This is a genomic window from Parabacteroides sp. 20_3 (genome assembly GCF_964238835.1).
GTDB lineage: Bacteria > Bacteroidota > Bacteroidia > Bacteroidales > Tannerellaceae > Parabacteroides > Parabacteroides distasonis.
The window spans coordinates 12404-33375 of the sequence record NZ_CAXSNO010000001.1 but is presented as its reverse complement, the minus strand read 5'-3'; the positions used below and the strand labels follow the sequence as shown (position 1 = coordinate 33375).

The following is a 20972-nucleotide window of genomic DNA, read 5'->3' as shown; positions in this document are numbered from 1 at the left end:
CGATAAATAATAGTTCCTTTTTAGAATTTACTTGGTCACTTCGTTCACTAAGGGACGGCCTTCCTCGAAATCCTTGATGTTCCGCAAGGTAGTCTCGGCGATATTATGCAGAGCCTCTTTCGTGAAAAACGCCTGATGGGAAGTAACGATCACATTGTTGAACGAGAGCAGACGGGCCAAGACATCATCATCGATAATCTTATCCGATTTATCCTCGTAGAAATAGTCTCCCTCCTCCTCGTAGACATCCAATCCAGCGGCAGATACTTTCTTGGTCTTCAATCCCTCGATCAAGGCGTTGGTATGAATCAGTAACCCGCGTCCCGTATTGATAATCATTACGCCGTCTTTCATCTTGGCGATCGAATCGTCGTTGATCAGATAACGGGTCTGGTCGGTCAACGGGCAATGCAAGGAAATGATATCGGACTCTTTGTATAACTCGTCTAAAGAGACATAGGTGATCCCTTCCTCCTTGGCGAATTTCTCATCCGGATACAGGTCGTTTGCCAATACACGCATCCCCAATCCTTTTAAGATATGAATCAATATCTTGGCGATCTTTCCGGTACCGATAATACCGGCGGTCTTGCCATGCATATCAAATCCCATCAAGCCATTCAAGGAGAAGTTGCCATCTCTCGTACGCCAGTATGCCCGGTGTATCTTACGGTTTAACGATAACATCAAGGCCAACGTATATTCAGCGACCGCATAGGGTGAGTAGGCCGGTACGCGTACGACCGGTAATTTCCCCCTGGCGGCATTCAAATCCACATTATTAAAACCGGCGCAACGAAGCGCCAACAGTTTCACACCATTGGCAACCAAAGCGTTTATTACATCGGCATCGGCCGTGTCGTTCACGAAAATACATACAGCGTCTACCCCTTGGGTTAAGACGACATTATTGATATTCAAATGTCCTTTATAGTAACGAATATCGAACTCATACCGCTCATTGATCTTATCGAAAGAAGCGATGTCGTAGGGTTTAGCACCAAAAAACGCAATCTTATACGCCATATAACTTTAATTTTTTAATATAACTAAATTAAGCCCTTGATTGTTTATCGAAAAAGAAATCCATTCGTTTAATTATAGTACTTTTGTCCGCTGGGTAACAATATAGATGAGCATGAATCAATCCCATAAAAGATCTTTTATAGCAGTTCTTATTTTTATTGGCTTTCTCTTGTTTATGGCATTTTGGGGCATCGACCTGATCTTAGGGGCGTATGCGGGACATAAATTGAGTAAACTTGCCGAAAGGCATCATCTTGACATACGCTATGATAAGATCCGGTTGATGGGGCTGAGTACCGTACGTATGGAGGGATTGACCGTTATCCCGATTGATGCTGATACGTTGATACATGCGGACAGGCTTCAAGCGAAACTGGAGCTTGGCAGATTATTGCTACTTACCCCTTCCATAGAGAGTGTACAAGCGGATAATTTGCATATTCATTTTATTAAGAAGGGAGAGAGAGCTAATTTTGATTTCCTTTATAAACCATCGAATCACCCAGGTGAGCCAGAGGAAACAGCTGTAGATGATAAGGAACGGGATTACGCGCGCAAGGCTGAACGCTCCCTTAGTCTCCTTTTCAATTTATTGCCCGGAAATGCCTTGGTACATGATTTATGTGTTTCTTATAGTAATAAAGGAGATGAACTAATACTAGAGATACCCGAACTCAATCTTACTAACAATCAATTCTCTACGCATATAAACAGCACGGAGAACGGAGTTCGTAGCGAATGGATTTGCGAAGGCTCTCTCTCTGATAAGGAGCGACTCGTGAAAGCCCATCTCTACGCCGACGAGCATACGAAGATTCCTCTTCCTTTTCTGGAATATCGTTGGGGGGCATCGGTACGTTTCGACACCTTGGCCTTCGAGCTTAAGGGACCTAAAATAGAAGAAGACATACAATCCTTACTCGGAAGCGCCTATGTGAGCGGGCTTACCATCCACCAAGAGCGTATATCTCCGGACACGGTCTTACTGGATAAAGGCTCTATACACTTCCGGACAAACATCGGTAAGAACTATATCGAATTAGATAGCGTCAGTGATATCCGGTTTAATCATCTGGATTTCCATCCTTATCTGAAGATCGTTAAAGATACCAGTTGGCAAATCACGGCCTCTGTGAATAAAAGGGATTTCCCTGCGGATCAACTGTTCTCCTCCCTGCCTAAAGGCTTATTCTACAATCTGGAAGGCCTGAGAACAGAAGGTACCCTCTCCTATCATTTTCGATTGGATCTGGATTTCGGACAGGTAGACAGCTTGATCTTGGAATCTACTTTGAAAGCGAAGGGCTTCCAGATCCTTGCCTATGGGAATACAGATTTGCGGAAGATGAATGAGCCATTTGAATATACTGTCTATGAGCAAGGCGAGCCGGTACGCTCTTTCGAGATCGGTCCGGCGAATCCCTCTTTCCGCCCGTTCAACGCCGTATCCCGTTATCTTCCTTTAGCGATCATGCAGAGTGAGGATGCCGGCTTCTTTTATCACAACGGTTTTATTCCAAGCGCTATCCGGGAATCGTTGATACAGGATATCAAGGAACGACGTTTCGCCCGTGGCGGCAGTACGCTCAGCATGCAATTGGTGAAGAATGTATTCTTGAGCCGTAATAAGACGATCGCCCGCAAACTGGAGGAAATGTTAATCGTATGGCTGATCGAGAGCAATCATCTGACCTCTAAAGAGCGGATGTTTGAGGTTTATCTGAACATCGCCGAATGGGGTCCCATGATTTATGGAGCCGCCGAGGCCTCACGTTATTATTTCGCGAAGGAACCTTCCCAATTAAACCTTGCCGAGTGCATTTTTATGGCCAGTATTATCCCCAAACCCAAACAGGTCCGCTATTGCTTCGACGGGTTGCGGTTGAAGCCGTATTATGAGGATTTTTACAGGGTAATACTGGATCGCTTGGTAGATCGCGGACTTATATCTTCGGAAGAGGCGGTAGGGGTAACGCCGGAGTCTGTCGAAATAACAGGTCCGGCTAAAGAATATCTGACGGCTACCCAAAGTCGATCTCCACGCTCGTCCCAACCCCTAGATCAGAAATAATATTCACCTTCGCTCCATAGGTGCTCAATATGCGTAGCGAGAGGCTTAGCCCGACACCATGCCCGGCGTATTCCCGGGTATTGCTCGCCCTGTAAAAGGGTTGGAAGATTCGTTTCAATTCCTCGGGAGGAATGCCGATACCTCGGTCGGATATGGTCAAGATACTGCCTCGAAGCCGCATCTCTACCGGTTTATCGTTCGAATACTTACAGGCGTTGCTCAAGATATTCTTGATCGCTATCTTCAATAAATAGGGATTGGCACTGATCATATAAGAGAAATTATCCGGGGAGAACGAGATCCGGGCCGAGGAGAACTGCATCAAGAAGTCCGCTAGGAAGATCGTCTCCATCGCACTTTTCTGGATCTCCTTATCCCCGTGCGACAGGAACAGCAGGTGTTTGATCAATTGTATGATACGGCTCGTCTCCGTGGCGATACGTCTTAATGCCGCTTGGTATTCCTCCGGGGAGCGCTCTTTCAGCAGGCTGATCTCGCATTCGCCTTGAATGGCTGTCAGTGGATTGTTCAACTCATGCGAGGCGTTGCTGATAAACGCTTTCTCACTTTGGTAAGCAGCGTCGATCCGGTCTACCATCCGGGTCGCGTATAGTCTGCCGACAAAATAGATCAATACCGAGCTAACCAATATCAATCCCAGCAACAGCCAGCCGATCCGATGCTGGATATCCATCCCATACTGATTCCCGGAAAGGACAATCACGATGAAATTCCCCTCGTTGTCGGGATAATACAAAGCCGCTCCCATTTGCGTATCGTGCTTGAAGTGAACGATATCCTCTTGGTATAGAGATCTCACCTGCGTGGCGTCCAGATAACGGGACAGTACTTGCCGGGTCTCCAAGCTATCGGCGTTCAGCAATATCTCGGTAGCGACGGGAAGGGTTTCCTCGTAACGCTGTTGGATACGGGCATAGCTCTCGTCGTCGGTCTCGTCCTTCTCCCAATGCTTCTGTGCCGTGGCATAGGCTTTTTCCGTCAGGTAAGAATAGTACAGGCGAGAGATATAGCTCGTGGAAACCAAATAGAAGACAAGCGTCACGACGGCTATCACGCCTATGGTAATGGCCGAGTAAAAGAGAGCGATCTTGTTTCCTGTCTTCATGCTTCCATCATATAGCCCACGCCCACCACGGTATGGATTAGCTTAGGTTCGAAGTCCTTGTCTATCTTCGTGCGCAAATAATTCACGTAAACATCGACCACGTTCGTATTGGTATCGAAATCCTTGTCCCAGACATTCTTTAGCAAGTTCATCCGGCTCAAGGCCGTTCCTTGGTTCTGTATGAAATATTCCAAGAGCCTATATTCCTTTACCGTCAAATCGATGACCTGCCCATTCCGTATAGCCCGATGGCTTGGAGGATCTAAGACCAGATCCCCGCACCGGAGAGCCGTATGGACGGATTCGTTTCCCGATCGGCGTAATAACGCCTTTATGCGGGCCTCGAGTTCTTGGAAGCTGAAAGGTTTTACCAGATAATCATCCGCCCCGGCATCCAGCCCGCTAACGATATCCTCGGTGGTTCCCAAGGCGGTCAGCATGATCACGGGGGCATGGTAACCGAACCGTTGCCGGTACTGTTTGCAAAGTTGCAGGCCATTCATCTTCGGCATTATAATATCCAGAATCAGCAATTGGAAATCGTTCTTCTGTGTCAGTTCCCAACCAGCGGCACCGTCATAAGCGACATATACCTCATGCCCGAACTCCCGCAAGCCTCTTTCTATAAAAGAGGCGATGTTTATCTCGTCTTCTACTAATAATATCTTCGCCATTGTATCGTATGTATTAATAAGAATGTCCATCATTAGTAATGCGTACTTAGGGTGATGCTAATCGTATCACAGAGGTGAAACGTTCTTTTCACGGTTGTGATACGATCGTTTCACCTCTGTGATATGATCTTTTCACAGCCGTGAAAAGATCAGTAAGTATAATCCTTTCGCATAATAACTCCAGTCGCCCTCCCTAATAGTTCCGGACTTTCTTGCTACAAATATAGCAATTACAACCTACGTTGCACTAATTTACCGTTCTTATCATAAAGCATTCGTCGATAAAAAGCCTCCACCATCAGCGGGAAGACAAAGAGGGTGAAGAACGTGGCCCCTATTAATCCGCCAATGATCACGATCGCCAAAGGACGCTGGCTTTCCGATCCGATACCGTGGCTCAAGGCGGCCGGAAGCAGGCCGATAGCGGCCATGGAGGCGGTCATTAATACGGAACGTACCCTTGATTTCACGCTCATCTTGATCGAATCTTCCAGAGGATGCCTCTCCCGCAGGTTATTCTTGATGTCCGATATCATGATCACGCCATTCTGTATACAGATACCGAAGAGGGCGATAAAGCCGATACCGGCGGAGATCGAGAAGTTGAAACTCGTGATTAATAGGGCCAAGATACCTCCGACGGCGGCGTAAGGCACGTTCAATAAGACCAGTCCGGCATCCCGGGCGTTGCCGAAAAGGACGAATAGGATCACGAAGATGATCGCTATACTTACGGGGACGACTTGGGCCAAGCGTTTGGTAGCCCGTTGTTGGTTCTCGAAATCTCCGGTCCATTTCAAGGTATAGCCTTCGGGGAGCTTTACCTGCCTCTCCACTTTCCGCTGGGCTTCAGCCACGGCGCTACCCATGTCGCGGCCCCGGACCGAGAATTTCACGGCGCAGAAACGAGCGTGGTTATCCCGGTAGATAATCAACGGGCCGGTAATCGTATGGATATCCGCCAGCTCGCGGATAGGAATCATGGAACCATCCTTCGCCGGAACCAGTATCTTGCCTATCTCATTCTCGCTACGGCGGAAAGCGGATTCGTAGCGGACCATGATATTGAACTTACGCTCGTCCTCATAAAGCAGAGAGGCACTCTTACCTCCTATCGCCATCTCGATAATGGATTGCACGTCCTCCTTGGCCACGCCGTAGCGGGCTAAACGAGACTCGTTCAACTCGATCCGTAGCTCCGGCTGGCCGATATTCCGGATAACGCCCAGATCTTCGATACCGTCTACGGTCTCCAAGACCTTGAAAACTTCTACCGCCTTTTTCTCCGACTCGTATAGATCCTTACCGAAGACTTTCACGGCGATGGAACCCTTCACGCCGCTGGCCGCTTCCTCTACATTGTCCGAGATAGGCTGCGAAAAGTTAAAATCCACGCCCGGATAGATCGCCAGATCCTCTTGCATCTTCTCGATCAGACCCGCTTTCGAGCGTTCGCTTTCCCACTCTTTCTCGGGATATATATCCACATGAAACTCGATGTTGTAGAAACCTGTCGCGTCCGTGCCATCGTTCGGCCGGCCGGTTTGCGATAAGACCTGACGAACCTCCGGATAAGCCGCCAGCTTCCGGCGCATCTGGTTGGCCAACGTAACGGATTCATCCAAAGATATACTTTGCGGTAAGGTCGCACGGATATAAATAGAGCCCTCGTTCAGTTGCGGGAGAAACTCGCTGCCCAACAATGTGAAGCACCAGATACCTACGGCGGCTACCAGCGTGGCGAACGTGATTGTCCGCTTCTTACGGGCGTGGCACCAGTCGAAAATACCGATCGACTTCTGATTGATCCACGCAAGGAACGGATTATGTTTCTCACGCACCTCTTTCTTTAATAGCATGGAAGAGAGGACGGGTACCAATGTCAACGTAAAGATCAACGCTCCCAACAAGGCGAACCCCAAGGTATAAGCGAGCGGGCTGAACATCTTTCCTTCCACCTTCTGGAAAGAGAAGATCGGGACCAAGGCGGTGATGATAATCAGCTTAGAGAAGAAAACCGCTTTCGCACGGTCCTTCGCCGTATGACGGATAATACCCATCTTACTCATCAAATTGAAAGCGGGCATGCCTACTTCACGGGCTTTCCGGTCCAATGCCACGAAAAGCCCCTCCACCATCACGACGGCGCCATCGATAATAATACCGAAGTCGATCGCTCCCATAGATAAGAGGTTGGCGCTCATCCCCATCGCCCGGAGACAAATAAAGGCGAAGAGGAGTGCCAACGGGATAATGATCGACACGATCACCGTCGTACGCCAATCCGCCATGAAGATTAATACGATGAAAGTTACCAGCAGAATACCTTCCGCCAGATTATGTGTTACGGTCTTGACCGCCAGATCTACCAGATTCTCACGATCGTAGAACGATACGATTCGCACGTCTTCCGGCAAGGCGTTTTGTTGGATATCCTTGATCTTATCCTTCAAGGCGGCGATTACCTCGCCGGGGTTCTCCCCTTTTCGCATGACAACGATGCCTTGTACGACATCATCTTCCTCCATGCGGCCGACTTGCCCTAGGCGGGGAAGACTGGATTCGTGCACGGTAGCCAAGTGCTTGACAAGGATTGGCGTGCCATTGATATTCTTTACGACGATATTCTCGATCTCTTTTACATCGTTAATCAAGCCGATACCCCGCACGACATAGGCTTGCGAGCTTTTCGTGATCACGTCGCCGCCTACGTTGATATTACTTTTCGCGATAGCGTCATAAAGTTCCAAGGTCGTTACCCCGTAACTGATCAGTTGATTCGGGTTGACGCTAACCTCGAAAGTCTTTACTTCTCCTCCGAAGCTGACGATATCCGCTACACCGGGTACGGCCCGCAACTTCCGCTCGATCACCCAATCCTGCAAAGTCTTCAATTCCCGGACGGAACGCTTATCGCTACATAATGTATAGCGGAAGATCTCGCCGGTCGGACCATATAAGGGCTGCACTTCCGGCGTGACCCCTTCCGGCAGGTCGGCGTCGTTCAAGAGATTATAAACTTGCTGGCGGGCGAAGAAATCATCCACCTTATCTTCGAACATCACGTTGATGACGGAAAGCCCGAAAAGGGTCGTGCTCCGGATATCCGTCTTTTTCTGTACCGGGTTCATGGCGATCTCGATCGGGATCGTGATAAACTTCTCGATCTCCTCGGCGCTCCTGCCCGGCCATTGGGTGATAATCGTCACTTTCGTATTCGTCACATCCGGAAATGCGTCGATCGGCGTATGGATAAAGCTGGTGATACCGGCGATTACGGCGATCGTGGTACAGAAGAAGATAAAGAATTTGTTCCGGAGGGAGAACGTTATGATATTATCTATGAATGTGTGCATATCGTCTGGTTACTTTAATTCGTTATACACCAAAAGAGCGTTCCGATCTACGATCCGATCCCCATCCTTCAAGCCGGATCGCAGGTAACAGAACTTCTCGGTTTGCTTATACACCGAGATCTCACGCATTTGCAAATATCCCTCCTTCGAGACATAGACAACGTATTCTTTACCATCCTCGAAAATCACGGCATGGGCGTTTACGCAAGGCATACTTTCTCCTTTTACCGCGCTCTGTACATATACGTTCGTAAACATTCCGGGTTTAAGCATATACTTCTCGTTCCTTAATTTGACTCTTACGCTCATGGTCTTACTTTCTCGGTCTAGCATATGATAAACCTTATCGATCGTTCCCGTAAACTCCATATCCTTATAGGCCAAAGTAGTGATACGAACGGTAGCCCCCTCTTTTACCTTGCTGATATCTCCCTCATAGACATCGGCCATCACCCAGACATCGTCGAGACCGGAAATGGTAAACATCTCCTCCCCTTGATCGGAACGGATCTGCATATCCCGGTTTATATTCTTATCGATGATAAAGCCGGAGACCGGCGCTTTCACCACATAGGTAGATGGGTCTGTTATGTTATAAATGGAATACATTTCTTGGATACGTTTGGTCTCGGCCTCGGCATTGGCTTGCTCTTGCTGGGCTTGCAGGAAGTCCCGGTCGGAAGCCATACCGCTCCGCGCCATATCTTGGGTAGCCTCCAAGTTACGGTTAGCGATAGCCAGTTGATGCTCGGCCTCCTTTCGCTGCTTGTCGATATCAGCGATCTCGCCGCTCCGGATCACCGCTAGGACATCTCCTTTCCCCACGTAATCGCCAACTTCCGCATGAATGGAGGTGACATTTCCACCAAATATCGGATACACATGAGCCACTCGCTCCGGATTGAAACTGACACGGCCATTGAGCAATAACTCGTTGGTTAATGGTGTGTCACGAACCGTATCCAGTGTTATAATCTCCTGTAAACTGTCATTTAATAGTAAAGGTTCCCGGATATCGACCGAGGTGGTCGCCTGTTTCCCGCAGGAACATACCAAGGGTACTAAAAGGATGCATGTGATTAGATGCTTATTCATATCGTTTGATTTGCTTTTAATAGTTGAATACATGGCTACCCGTTACGGTATTTACCTCCTCCAAGGCCAGTAACACTTCTTTTTGAGTTTGGTAAAGTTGCAAGCAGGTTGTTTTGTAGGTCTCATAATAATCGATAAACTCAAGGAGACTGATATTCCGTTTTTGGAAATTCGAGTTCACGCCTTCGATAATCAAGGCGAAATCCTTCTCCAACCCATAGTTCGAGGAACGATAGAGCTGAATCGCCTTTTCCAACCGGGCATAGCTGGTGAATAATTCATTCTCGGCCTGGCGGCGTGCGTATTCTTCCTTATGGGCCTTTTGAGCGACGGATATTTTCGCCGCCCTGATATTCCCTTGATTCCGGTTAAATATAGGGAGAGAGACGCTCAAGCCGATCGCCCAATAATCATTGATAAAGTTACCCGCCTTATCATACGTACCCTTTACGCTCACTTCCGGGAAAGCGAGGGAACGTTGTAATCTCACGTCCGCCTCCGAAGCCTTGACGCTTGCTTGCGCCAACTTAAGATCCGGACGTTCGTATAATAAAGAGGTCAATTCAGAGAAAGGAACGGAGTCCATATCGATCTGGTTCAACACAGACTCATCGAATATCGGCTCGAAGGTATCATTGCCGGATATTCCTAGTAAAAGCCGCATGTCTCCTTGAAGGGAGATAACTTGGTTGGCGATATCATTCCGCTCTTGCCGTAAAGAGAGTAATAGGGCCTCGATACGGGACTTCTCTAATAAAGAAACATTCCCTTTCTCATTCTGCTCCTTGAGAACCACCAACAGATGAGCCAAAGAATCGATCTCACGATCGTAAATGGATTGGGATTTCCGGGTGAAATAAAGCGTTACGAATTTCTCCTTCAACTCGCTCCGGAGGGTTCTTAATACTTCCTCGAATTGGTAAAGGGCCATTTCCTTATGGATATTCTCCAAACGGACACGTTTGTTTCGCTGTCCGGCGATATAGATCAACTGTTCCACCTCTACGATCGTTTCCCCTTGTTTTCCGAAATCAAAGTAATGTCCGTTCAACCGGTTATAAACATTTTGCTCCAAAGAGACCACGGGATTCTCGAAAAGTTTGGCCTGTACCACCTGAGCCTCGGCTATATCGATATTATACCGTTCGGCTATCACTTCCAGATTGTGTTCAGAGAAACGTTGCTCGGACTCTTTCAAGGAGAGGGAGACAACAGAGGCTTTCGCCCCAGAGAAAAGAAGAGATAAAAAAAGTAAAAGAGTGACTCGTCTGTCCATTTGCGTTAAATTTTACGCAAAGGTAGAAGTCACTCTTTTATCGCTTATGAATATTTAGTTAGAATACTCTTAGGCCAAATTAGAAATTTATTAGAGAGATTTAAAGTATAATATCGTTTTCTTTAATCCTTCCTCCAAACAAACCGTAGGTTCCCACCCATCTAATTTCTCTTTGGCCAACGTAATATCGGGCTTACGTTGCTTGGGATCGTCTCCCGGCAACGGGCGGTATACGATCTTAGAGGAGGAGTTTGTCAAACGGATCACGATCTTGGCCAACTCGTTCATCGAGAACTCTCCCTGATTTCCGATATTTACCGGGCCGGTAAAATCATCCGAGGTATTCATCATGCGAATCATCCCCTCGATCAAATCGTCTACATATTGGAAACTACGAGTTTGGTTTCCATCCCCATAAATCGTAATGTCCTTATTTTGTAATGCCTGTATAATGAAATTAGAGACGACACGGCCATCGTTCGTACTCATATTAGGCCCATACGTATTAAAGATGCGGATGATTTTAATGCGAACCTTGTTTTGGCGATGGTAATCCATAAATAAGGTCTCGGCGCAACGCTTGCCCTCGTCATAACAAGAGCGAGGCCCTATCGGGTTGACATTTCCCCAATAGCTTTCCGGCTGCGGGTGTATCATGGGATCTCCATACACCTCACTGGTAGATGCTTGTAATATCTTAGCGTTCACCCGTTTTGCCAGACCTAACATATTGACCGCTCCTAACACGGATGTCTTGATCGTCTGTATCGGATCTATTTGATAATAAACTGGAGATGCGGGACATGCCAAATTATAAATCTCATCGACCTCGGCTTGGAACGGTATAGAAACATCATGCCTGATCAACTCGAAATGTGGATTTTTCAGCAGAGGAATCACATTCTCCTTACTTCCCGTAAAATAGTTATCCAGACAAATTACTTCATTTCCTTCTTCTAAAAGACGGGCACATAAATGAGAACCGATAAAGCCGGCGCCCCCGGTGATAAGTATTTGCTTCATTATATTAAATTTATTTCGTGAATTTCACCCTATAAGGTGGATCCGGACGTAAATAATCTATATCCAGATAAGGAATCTTAGGATAGATCAAGTCCAGATAGCGGAGGTCTAAGGGGCCGGGAACGACTTCTATCCGTACCTTAGCGACACCTTTATCGATAAAATCCAATATCTCGGCGGCGCTCGCTGATACATCAATGATTCGTTTTCTATAACGAGGTCCACGATCCGTTACGCATACAATGGTACTTTTCATATTCTCCAAGTTCGTGACTCTTAAAAAAGTACCAAAAGGATACGTACGATGCGCGGCGACTAATTCTTCTTTATCATGAACCCTTCCACTGGATGATTTCCTGCCGTGGAAACGATGATGGTAATACGAAGCAAGTCCTTCCTCCTGTGCCCATATTCCTTCTCCACACTTAACTGCGGCAAATATAAGTAATATGTAGAACAAGCGGAAGGACATGTACCTTTTTTAATCAATTATTGAAGCATTTTTCCATTATATTCTCCGTTCAAAGTCCTTAGAAAAACAACGATTTTTTCAACTTCTACATCATTGATCTCCTTTCCGATCTGGAACTCATGCATGATACGGATCGCATCCTCTACAGAGGCTACCGTTCCGTCGTGCATGTACGGATAAGTCAGCATCACGTTACGAAGTGTCGGGGTTTTGAACTTATGACGATCGGATTCTTTCTTAGTCACGGCATAGCGTCCGTTATCACCGTCCGTCAACCCTGTATTCCGGTAATCGAAATAGCTGTTCTTGATACCCATGAACTCGTAAGATTGACCACCGACATTTACACCAACGTGGCAAGTAGCGCATTTATTGTCCTTGAATAGTTGATAGCCCTCTAATTCTTCCGCTGTAAGCGCGTTTTTATCTCCCATCAAGTATTTGTCGAAACGACTCGGCGTAAGCAAGGTCTTCTCAAACTCAGCGATAGCGTCCGTGATCGTAGATTGAGAATAACCTTCCGGATACACTTCCGTGAATTTCTTCGTGAAATCCTTATCTTGCGCTAAAGCCTCGCAAATCTGGTCGAATGAGGTACAACCCATTTCCACTGGGTTTAATGGAGGACCAGCCGCTTGCTCTTTTAGGTCTGCCGCACGTCCGTCCCAAAATTGAACGAAATTAAGCGCCGCATTATATACGGTCGGAGCGTTAACACCACCGAACTGTCCATTAATACCTTCCGAATATTGCTTACGGTCTACACCACCTGTGTTCAATCCGTGGCAAGTAGCGCAAGAGATCGTATTGTCCGCAGACAAACGAGTATCATGATACAGGGCAAAACCCAACTCTACCTTCGCCGAATCTGTAGGCAAGCTCTTCATTAGAGGCTGAAGAGGCTCATTCTTAAATTCTTCCGCTACGGTTTCGGTCGTGAAACGATCTTTACGGACATTCTTCGCCCATGAAATGATCACCGCTTTCTCATTGTCGTCAAGGCTGGTTCCCCAGTGCATCGGCATATGGGAATACTTAGCCGGGGGCATAGAGCCGCTTAGGGCCGTATTCTCCACCTTCGCCAAATCAACCTCTGAAACGGGCTGCCCGTTCTCCAAGGCTTCCACCATAGCAGTCAAGTCCACATAGTGAACGGCCTCCTTCATGTCTGCCTGTACAACGGGACCGATCAACGGTAAATTACCGTAAAATGGCAGAGGCGCATTTTCAGAGTGGCAGGCCAAACAGTCGTTTTCCCGCAGGATAGAGGCCACTTGCTTACCTTCATTGTCGGCAAATTTCTTGTATTCGGAAGAACCGCACGAGGTAACCGCAAAGGCTAAAGCGCAGAGTCCTACCGGTAATGCCGTCATTTTAGCATAAATTGTTTTACGCATAACTATATTTATTTAGATTTATTAAGTGCAAATATAGAACAATTCACTTACATGTACCCTAAAAGCCTTGGATTTCATTGATCAGTTTTATCTATGGGAAGATAAATAGAATCTATGCGGTGGGCTTCCATCCGCAGCATCGCGGCAAGCTCCTTCCTATAATGCCCGGTATGAGGTCCTAACAATGGGCAATATAAGGATGTTACAATGCCCATTATAAGCAGCTAACAATCGCAGTTATAAGCAGCCGCCAATCGCTATGTGGATAATCCGATTTTTTTATATAGCTTTGTCTCATTATGTATAATCAATAAATTATAAGGCAAAGATGTTTAAGAACAAAGTTGTATGGATTATCATCGCTATCGTAGCGATATTATTCTTTTGGGTGAAAGGCGTGTATAATAATATGGTAACTCAAGACGAAGGCGTGAAAACCGCATGGAGCCAAGTTGAGAACCAATATCAACGCCGTATGGATTTGATCCCGAATCTGGTAAATACGGTAAAAGGATACGCCGCGCATGAGAAAGAGACTTTAGAAGGTGTGGTCAACGCTCGTGCCGAGGCGACGAAGACTACGATTGATCCTTCTAACCTTACTGAGGAATCCTTGAAGAAATTCCAGTCCGCACAAGGTGAGTTAGGAAATGCCCTCTCCCGTTTGATGCTTGTTTTAGAGCGTTATCCAGACTTAAAAGCGAATCAAAACTTTATGGAGCTTCAAGCTCAATTGGAAGGGACCGAAAATCGTATCTCAGTAGAGCGTAAACGTTTTAATGAGGTAGCTCAGTCTTATAATACCTATATTCGCCAATTCCCGAACAATATTTTGTCCGGAATGTTCGGCTTCCAATCGAAAGCTTATTTCGCCGCTGAATCCGGTGCGGAAAAGGCTCCTAAGGTAGAATTCTAATAGCCATTCGCTGAATGAGTGAGATAAAGAATATAAGATCTAGACGCAAGTGTCCGGTAAGCCTTTTATGGATCAGTTTATTGCTGGTTGGTTTTGCCTCCTCTATTTTCGCGGCAAAGGATTATTCGATCGAGACCATTCCGAACGTACGTCTTTCCAACCGGTTGAACCATGTCAGTAATCCGGATGGTATCATTACCCCGGATGACGCGGCACGTATCAATCAATTATTAAATGTAGTGGAAGATAGTCTCGGTATCGAGGTAGCTGTCGTTGCCGTGAATAGCATCGGGGATCAGGATGCCCGGATGTTCGCTACGGATTTATTCAAACATTGGGGATTGGGACAAAAGAGCAAGGATAATGGTTTATTGATCCAGTTGGTGACGGAACCTTCCCAACGTTCGGTCGTTTTCGAGACGGGATATGGCATCGAGGGTGTCTTACCCGACGCGATTTGCTACCGGCTCCAGCAGCGGTATATGATGCCCGATCTAAAGGCCGGGGATTATAGCGCCGGCATGTTGAAAGGAGTCATGGCGGTTACCAAGTATTTAATGTCCAGCGACTATGAACGGGCAGGCATGACTGGCAACCGTTCTTCTTCCTCGTCCGATGATGATTTTATGTGGATATTCGTGGTGGGGATTATCGGGATGATCGGTTTCTCGGCGTTTATCGCATACTTAAAGTATCGTCCGAAGGCATGCCCCCGTTGTGGAAAGAAAACCTTTGTGTATATGGGGCAGCAGGTGATCCGGGAAGCGACTCGTTTTTCGGAAGGTCTGGCCGAAGATGTATATCGCTGTAAGAGTTGCGGGTATACAGAGAAAAAAAATCGTACCATCGACCGCATACACCGAGGAGGAGGTGGCCCTATTATTATGGGGGGCGGTGGTGGTTTCGGAGGTTTTAGCGGAGGCGGCGGTGGCGGCTCTTGGGGAGGTGGAAGCTCCGGGGGTGGCGGTTCGATCAGTCGTTTCTGAAAATACGATTATTCGCATTATTTTATACAAGCGGTCACGTAAAACCTTATGTGACCGCTTGTGTTTTCGTATCTTATTGCTCTTTCAGATAGTAGTCGGAAAGTATATCCCGTACCTTCTCGGGAGTAACCCTTCCATAGACCTTCCCGCCGATCATGACCACCGGAGCCAATCCGCAAGCACCGACACAGCGTAAGCAATCCAAGGAGAACAAACCGTCCGGTGTAGTCTCTCCTACCTTTATTTCCAATTGACGTTGCATTTCTTCCAGAACATTTTCCGCGCCACGCACGTAACAGGCCGTTCCCAGACAAACCGAGATGGGGTATTTCCCCTTGGGGGTCATCGTAAAGAATGAGTAAAAAGTAACTACGCCATATACCCTTGAGACCGGGATATTCAATTCGGCGGCGATAACCTGTTGGACTTCCGGTGGTAAATATCCGAACAAGCCTTGGGCGGCGTGCAAGATATTGATCAACTCCCCGGGATCGTTGTTGCGTTCAGCGCATATCGCATGTAGCTCCGCTACTTTTGTTTTAGGCAAATGTATCTCATTCATGGCTTATTTACTTTTTTCAGTTTCTATATACATACCGATTACTTCCTTACGATCTATGTAATGGGTATGCAGTAATTTGTGGGCTTTCGGTCCGCAAGGCTCTCCCAAATACTCGCTGTATAATTGCTGGATATACGGATTCTCATGGCTCTTGCGAAGCGGTTTGTTAGCGTCTTCCCGGTAAAGAGCGGCAGCACGCCGGCGAAGTACCTCCATACGGCCTCGGTGGAACGGTTGTCCGCCACCGCCGATACAGCCTCCCGGACAAGCCATCACCTCGATCGCATGATAAGGAGAGGTACCGTTCTTCACCTCCTCGATCAATTTGCGGGCATTCCCCAGACCATGAGCGATACCGATCTTTACCGGAGTCCCATTAAAATCGATGGTAGCGCTACGAATACCTTCCAGTCCGCGTAACTCCTCGAAATCCACTTTATCCAGATTTTTCTTCGTATATAATTCATAAGCTGTACGGCAAGCGGCCTCGATAACACCGCCGGTAGTACCGAAGATCACGCTCGCTCCGGTAGATTCACCCAACGGGCGATCGAACTCACCATCCGGCAGTTCATTGAAATCTATATTCGCATAACGGATTAAACGGGCTAACTCACGAGTATATATCGAATAATCTACATCGGGATTACCTTCCACGCTAAACTCCGGGCGGCTAGCCTCATACTTCTTCGCCAAACAAGGCATGATAGATACGACTACCAAATCCTTACGGTCCACTCCCAACTTCTCGGCGAAATAGCTCTTGGCGATCGCTCCGAACATTTGCTGCGGGCTCTTGGCTGTAGATAAATTATCCCGTAACTCGGGGAAATGTTGTTCCACAAAGCTAACCCAGCCCGGACAACAACTCGTCATTAACGGTATTTTCACCTCTTTGTCTCCATTCAAGTAACTACCTAGGCGATGTAATAATTCCGTTCCCTCTTCCATAATGGTCAAGTCGGCGGCAAAGTCCGTATCAAATACATAATCAAAACCCAATTGACGCAAAGCTGAAACCATCTTGCCTGTAACCAATGTACCCGGCTCATACCCGAAATCACGTCCCAACGCTGTGCGAACCGCCGGCGCTGTCTGGGCGATAACAATTTTAGTAGGATCGGCCAAAGCGTCCAAGACCGGCTGTTGCGTATTACGTCCGCTAAGCGCGTTTACAGGACAGACGGATACGCATTGTCCACAATAAGAACAGGTACTTCCGGCCATATCCCGTTCGAAAGCTGTCGATACGGCCGCGTTAAATCCACGGTTCACGGCAGTCAAGGCGCCAACCGTCTGTATCGTATTGCACATGGTCTCACAACGGCGGCACATGATGCATTTGTTCATGTTCCGGACAATAGAAGGGGAACGATCTATCGTAAATGTAGACATTTCTCCCTTATACCGGATCTCGCGGATTCCTAGGTCGTGCGCGATCTTTTGTAACTCGCAATGTCCGTTGCTACTACATGTCAGGCATTCCGCCGGATGATTCGAGAGGATCAGCTCCATCACCGTCCTGCGGGCATTCATTACCCGAGGGGTATGTGTCCGTACGACCATACCTTCCGTACATTCCATTTTACAGGATGGGGCTAAATTTCTACGTCCCTCGATCTCTACGACACAAATACGGCAAGCTCCCGGATTATTCTCGTAGTGCAAGTCCTCCAGTTTCATATAACAGAGTGTCGGGATATGAATACCTACACTTTTTGCCGCATCTAAAATGGTGGTTCCTCTCGGCACTTCCACCTCTTTATTATCTATGATTAATTTAATTGTTTCCATGATTGTAAATGAATTTAGTGGACATAAATCGCTCCGAACTTACACTTCTCCATACAGGTACCGCAACGGATACAAGCTTGCGGATCGATAATATGAGGAATTTTCCGTCCACCTGTAATTGCATGCACCGGACAAACACGGGCACAGAGCGTACATCCTTTACATTTCTCCGGATTGATGAAATATTGAGTAAGTTCCCGGCATTGATGAGACGGACAACGATGCTCCCGGACATGCGCCAGATATTCATCGTAGAAATTATCCATCGTAGATAAAACCGGATTCGGAGAAGTCTGTCCCAAGCCGCATAAAGCGGTATCCTTAATCACCATCGCCAGATTCCTTAGACGGGTCAAATCCTCTTCGGTTCCGTTTCCACTCGTAATTTTCTGCAATATTTCATGTAAGCGTTTATTACCGATACGGCACGGTGCGCATTTACCGCAAGATTCCTCGACCGTAAAGTCCAGATAGAACTTAGCCATGGCTACCATACAATCATCCTCGTCCATGACGATCATACCTCCGGAACCCATCATGGAACCAGCGGCAAGCAAATTATCATAATCGATAGGAAGATCTAGATGCTTTTCTGTCAAGCAACCTCCTGACGGGCCACCGGTTTGCACAGCCTTAAACTTCTTTCCATCCTTGATACCTCCCCCAATTCCAAAGATAACCTCACGCAAAGTCGTACCCATAGGAACCTCGATCAGCCCCACATTGTTTACCTTTCCAGCCAAGGCGAACACCTTTGTTCCTTTGCTTTTCTCCGTTCCGATACTACTGAACCATTTAGCGCCTCTTAACAAGATCACCGGGATATTCGCATAAGTCTCTACGTTATTTACATTGGTCGGACAACCTTTATACCCGTGTTCACTAGGGAACGGCGGCTTTACGGTAGCCTCGCCTCGCAAACCTTCCATACTGTGGATCAAAGCGGTCTCCTCTCCACAAACAAAAGCTCCGGCACCGTACCGGATCTCGATATCGAATGAGAAATCAGTCCCAAATATATTCTCGCCCAGCAATCCATATTCTTTCGCTTGCCGTATGGCTATTTTCAAACGTTCCACGGCTAGCGGATATTCGGCACGGATATATACCAAACCTTTGCTAGCTCCCGTACAATATCCATTAATCGCCATAGCCTCCACAATCGAATGCGGGTCGCCCTCCAATATGGAGCGATCCATAAAAGCGCCCGGGTCGCCCTCGTCCGCATTACAGACCACGTATTTTTGAGGCGCTTGTACCTTACGGGTAATCTGCCATTTCAAGCCTGTGGGGAAACCACCGCCCCCACGACCCCGTAAACCACTATCCATGATTTCCTTGATTACTTCCTCGGGAGTCATTTCCACAAGGGCTTTTCCCAACGCTACATAGCCGTCACGAGCGATATACTCATCGATATTCTCCGGGTTGATAAAGCCACAATTTCGAAGGGCGATTCGTAGCTGTTTCTTATAGAATCCGATATGCTTGGAGTCCAGAACCAGCTCACGGGTCTCTGGATTCATATAAAGTAACCGTTCCACTTTACGGCCTTTTACCAAATGCTCCCGTACGATCTCGTCCGCATCCGATGGTTGAACTTGTACGTAAAAAGTGTTATCGGGGATCATCTTAACCACCGGACCCTTCTCGCAGAAACCGAAGCATCCGGTACGGATCACTTGTGTATCCTCTAATCCGTATTGCTCGACGGCGGCTCTCAGATTCTCGATGATCTGCTCGCTTTGTGATGCACGGCAACCTGTGCCACCGCACACCAATATATAATTCGTGTATTGTGCCATTTATGTAAGATATTAAATTTCTTATTCGGGTTTTACGGTGGTGTAAGTTACAGGAATGATGCCGTCTACCAAGATACCCTTACGGATATACTTATCTATGATCTCTTCTACTTTTGCCTTATCGACATAACCGAATACCAACGGCTCCTGACCCGGAAGCTTGATTTCGATAGTCGGTTCCGCATAACAATAGCCCATGCATCCGGTTTGAGTTACCAACGCATCGATTCTCTGCCGGTCTAAAACCTCGATAAAATAACTCATTATCTCCTTGGCTCCGGCAGCTATACCGCAAGTGGCCATAGAAACCTTAATTTGTACGAGCTGATCAGGGGTATTGCTTTTTTCACGCAGATCCAAAGACGCACGAAGAGATTCACGCATTTTCTTGAGATCATCTAATGTCTTTACTTTGTTCATGGTCATATTCTATTATTTAAGGAAAACACCGTAATGTCATTTGCACAAACATACGGAATCTCTTTCAAATAATATCATATTTCCGTGAATTTTTCTTCGACACGTGATTGAGATATCTTGGAATTGGGAGGTACACTATGGGTGAGCCAGATGTTACCCCCGATAATAGATCCTCGGCCAATAGTGATCCGTCCTAATATGGATGCGTTGGAATAAATGGTCACATAATCCTCGATGATCGGGTGACGGGGCAAATCTATCGGAAGTCCTTCCTCGTCCAGCGTAAAACTCTTGGCTCCTAACGTCACACCTTGATAAAGGCGGACATGGTTTCCGATAATGGCGGTTTGTCCCACGACAATACCCGTTCCATGATCGATACTGAAATATTCTCCGATCTGCGCCCCGGGATGAATGTCGATCCCGGTTTGCGAGTGTGCCATTTCCGTAATGATACGCGGGAGTACCGGTACGCCTAGCTCGAATAATTCATGAGCGACCCGTTGATGTAAAAGCGCGTAGACCGCCGGATAACAGAATATAATCTCACTCACGCTCTTGGCTGCCGGATCACCATCCAAGATGGCCTTTACATCGGTGGACAGTAAATATTTGATATGAGGAATCCGGTTAATAAAAGCGATCGAGATCTCGGAAGCCCGGTCCTTGGAATCACAACAACGCTCTACCTCAAAACAAAGTCCATTATATATTTGCTCTTGCAAGAGATCATAGATCTTTTCCAAATAGACTCCCGTATAATATTGGATAGAGCCTAATTGAGCCTCTTGTTCCGTACCAAAGAATCCGGGGAAGATAACCGTACGTAATAGGCGCATGATCTCATGCAACGTAGCGACTGAAGGCGATGGCTTCTGATGCAACGGGATATATTTGTATTCCGGTAGATCAGGAGCCGACAGCCGTTCTACGTTCTTCTGTATCTGTTCTAAAATCGCTGTTCTATTCATCT

The 20972-nt window shown here is 47.1% G+C and carries 17 protein-coding genes; 3 read left to right on the top strand and 14 right to left on the bottom strand.

What is annotated here, in order from left to right:
* Positions 1-27: 27 nt before the first annotated feature.
* Positions 28-1026, bottom strand: a complete 999-nt coding sequence (locus ACESPU_RS00135; protein ID WP_057317046.1) for a 2-hydroxyacid dehydrogenase — start codon at positions 1024-1026, stop codon at positions 28-30.
* A gap of 112 nt (positions 1027-1138) precedes the next feature.
* Between ACESPU_RS00135 and ACESPU_RS00130 the strand changes: the two genes are divergently transcribed.
* Positions 1139-3097, top strand: a complete 1959-nt coding sequence (locus ACESPU_RS00130) for a transglycosylase domain-containing protein (RefSeq protein ID WP_373133061.1) — start codon at positions 1139-1141, stop codon at positions 3095-3097.
* Here the strand turns inward: ACESPU_RS00130 and ACESPU_RS00125 are convergent.
* From ACESPU_RS00125 to ACESPU_RS00090, 8 genes are all read right to left on the bottom strand, one after another.
* A complete protein-coding gene (locus tag ACESPU_RS00125; protein ID WP_373133060.1) occupies positions 3048-4223 on the bottom strand; it encodes a sensor histidine kinase in 1176 nt (391 codons plus the stop codon). The two genes, ACESPU_RS00130 and ACESPU_RS00125, sit on opposite strands and share 50 nt — an antisense overlap.
* Positions 4220-4897: a response regulator transcription factor gene (locus ACESPU_RS00120; RefSeq protein ID WP_121961926.1), complete on the bottom strand. Its 678-nt coding sequence runs from the start codon at positions 4895-4897 to the stop codon at positions 4220-4222. The genes ACESPU_RS00125 and ACESPU_RS00120 overlap by 4 nt, the downstream gene beginning before the upstream one ends.
* Before the next feature lie 230 nt (positions 4898-5127).
* The gene (locus ACESPU_RS00115) at positions 5128-8253 is read right to left on the bottom strand and encodes an efflux RND transporter permease subunit (RefSeq protein WP_373133059.1); all 3126 of its coding nucleotides are present in this window, start codon (positions 8251-8253) and stop codon (positions 5128-5130) included.
* 9 nt (positions 8254-8262) lie between these two features.
* Entirely contained in the window at positions 8263-9348 is a 1086-nt protein-coding gene (locus tag ACESPU_RS00110; RefSeq protein WP_057326235.1) for an efflux RND transporter periplasmic adaptor subunit, read from the bottom strand.
* Positions 9349-9364: 16 nt separating this feature from the next.
* Positions 9365-10624, bottom strand: coding sequence for a TolC family protein (locus ACESPU_RS00105; protein ID WP_373133058.1), 1260 nt, complete (start codon positions 10622-10624; stop codon positions 9365-9367).
* Between the two features lie 90 nt (positions 10625-10714).
* Positions 10715-11647, bottom strand: a complete 933-nt coding sequence (locus ACESPU_RS00100; protein ID WP_008779858.1) for a UDP-glucuronic acid decarboxylase family protein — start codon at positions 11645-11647, stop codon at positions 10715-10717.
* 10 nt (positions 11648-11657) lie between these two features.
* Positions 11658-12119 (bottom strand): septal ring lytic transglycosylase RlpA family protein, encoded by a 462-nt coding sequence (locus tag ACESPU_RS00095; protein ID WP_005857026.1) that lies wholly within the window; start codon positions 12117-12119, stop codon positions 11658-11660.
* A 17-nt stretch (positions 12120-12136) separates the two neighbouring features.
* Positions 12137-13516 carry a cytochrome c peroxidase gene (locus ACESPU_RS00090; protein ID WP_121961931.1) on the bottom strand — a complete coding sequence of 460 codons (1380 nt, stop codon included), beginning with the start codon at positions 13514-13516 and terminating at the stop codon, positions 12137-12139.
* Positions 13517-13844: 328 nt separating this feature from the next.
* Between ACESPU_RS00090 and ACESPU_RS00085 the strand changes: the two genes are divergently transcribed.
* Both ACESPU_RS00085 and ACESPU_RS00080 read left to right on the top strand, forming a co-directional pair.
* Positions 13845-14432: a LemA family protein gene (locus ACESPU_RS00085; RefSeq protein ID WP_005857030.1), complete on the top strand. Its 588-nt coding sequence runs from the start codon at positions 13845-13847 to the stop codon at positions 14430-14432.
* 14 nt (positions 14433-14446) lie between these two features.
* Entirely contained in the window at positions 14447-15418 is a 972-nt protein-coding gene (locus ACESPU_RS00080; RefSeq protein WP_005862349.1) for a TPM domain-containing protein, read from the top strand.
* Between the two features lie 73 nt (positions 15419-15491).
* Here the strand turns inward: ACESPU_RS00080 and ACESPU_RS00075 are convergent, their stop codons facing one another.
* The 5 genes from ACESPU_RS00075 to ACESPU_RS00055 all read right to left on the bottom strand — a co-directional run bounded on the left by ACESPU_RS00075 (position 15492) and on the right by ACESPU_RS00055 (position 20970).
* Entirely contained in the window at positions 15492-15980 is a 489-nt protein-coding gene (locus ACESPU_RS00075) for an NAD(P)H-dependent oxidoreductase subunit E (protein ID WP_005857033.1), read from the bottom strand.
* Between the two features lie 3 nt (positions 15981-15983).
* Positions 15984-17774: an NADH-dependent [FeFe] hydrogenase, group A6 gene (locus ACESPU_RS00070; RefSeq protein ID WP_005862352.1), complete on the bottom strand. Its 1791-nt coding sequence runs from the start codon at positions 17772-17774 to the stop codon at positions 15984-15986.
* A 14-nt stretch (positions 17775-17788) separates the two neighbouring features.
* On the bottom strand, positions 17789-19579 hold the full coding sequence (locus ACESPU_RS00065; protein ID WP_259012846.1) for an NADH-ubiquinone oxidoreductase-F iron-sulfur binding region domain-containing protein: 1791 nt from the start codon (positions 19577-19579) through the stop codon (positions 17789-17791).
* A 21-nt stretch (positions 19580-19600) separates the two neighbouring features.
* Positions 19601-19999, bottom strand: a complete 399-nt coding sequence (locus tag ACESPU_RS00060) for a ferredoxin (protein ID WP_044546039.1) — start codon at positions 19997-19999, stop codon at positions 19601-19603.
* 74 nt (positions 20000-20073) lie between these two features.
* On the bottom strand, positions 20074-20970 hold the full coding sequence (locus tag ACESPU_RS00055) for a serine O-acetyltransferase (RefSeq protein ID WP_005857041.1): 897 nt from the start codon (positions 20968-20970) through the stop codon (positions 20074-20076).
* Positions 20971-20972: the final 2 nt, after the last annotated feature.

Excerpts from the sequence above, each read along its gene's own strand:
- ACESPU_RS00135 (WP_057317046.1), bottom strand. The coding sequence starts at position 1,026 with ATGGCGTATAAGATTGCGTTTTTTGGTGCTAAACCCTACGACATCGCT.
- ACESPU_RS00130 (WP_373133061.1), top strand. The coding sequence starts at position 1,139 with ATGAATCAATCCCATAAAAGATCTTTTATAGCAGTTCTTATTTTTATT.
- ACESPU_RS00125 (WP_373133060.1), bottom strand. The coding sequence starts at position 4,223 with ATGAAGACAGGAAACAAGATCGCTCTCTTTTACTCGGCCATTACCATA.
- ACESPU_RS00120 (WP_121961926.1), bottom strand. The coding sequence starts at position 4,897 with ATGGCGAAGATATTATTAGTAGAAGACGAGATAAACATCGCCTCTTTT.
- ACESPU_RS00115 (WP_373133059.1), bottom strand. The coding sequence starts at position 8,253 with ATGCACACATTCATAGATAATATCATAACGTTCTCCCTCCGGAACAAA.
- ACESPU_RS00110 (WP_057326235.1), bottom strand. The coding sequence starts at position 9,348 with ATGAATAAGCATCTAATCACATGCATCCTTTTAGTACCCTTGGTATGT.
- ACESPU_RS00105 (WP_373133058.1), bottom strand. The coding sequence starts at position 10,624 with ATGGACAGACGAGTCACTCTTTTACTTTTTTTATCTCTTCTTTTCTCT.
- ACESPU_RS00100 (WP_008779858.1), bottom strand. The coding sequence starts at position 11,647 with ATGAAGCAAATACTTATCACCGGGGGCGCCGGCTTTATCGGTTCTCAT.
- ACESPU_RS00095 (WP_005857026.1), bottom strand. The coding sequence starts at position 12,119 with ATGTCCTTCCGCTTGTTCTACATATTACTTATATTTGCCGCAGTTAAG.
- ACESPU_RS00090 (WP_121961931.1), bottom strand. The coding sequence starts at position 13,516 with ATGCGTAAAACAATTTATGCTAAAATGACGGCATTACCGGTAGGACTC.
- ACESPU_RS00085 (WP_005857030.1), top strand. The coding sequence starts at position 13,845 with ATGTTTAAGAACAAAGTTGTATGGATTATCATCGCTATCGTAGCGATA.
- ACESPU_RS00080 (WP_005862349.1), top strand. The coding sequence starts at position 14,447 with ATGAGTGAGATAAAGAATATAAGATCTAGACGCAAGTGTCCGGTAAGC.
- ACESPU_RS00075 (WP_005857033.1), bottom strand. The coding sequence starts at position 15,980 with ATGAATGAGATACATTTGCCTAAAACAAAAGTAGCGGAGCTACATGCG.
- ACESPU_RS00070 (WP_005862352.1), bottom strand. The coding sequence starts at position 17,774 with ATGGAAACAATTAAATTAATCATAGATAATAAAGAGGTGGAAGTGCCG.
- ACESPU_RS00065 (WP_259012846.1), bottom strand. The coding sequence starts at position 19,579 with ATGGCACAATACACGAATTATATATTGGTGTGCGGTGGCACAGGTTGC.
- ACESPU_RS00060 (WP_044546039.1), bottom strand. The coding sequence starts at position 19,999 with ATGAACAAAGTAAAGACATTAGATGATCTCAAGAAAATGCGTGAATCT.
- ACESPU_RS00055 (WP_005857041.1), bottom strand. The coding sequence starts at position 20,970 with ATGAATAGAACAGCGATTTTAGAACAGATACAGAAGAACGTAGAACGG.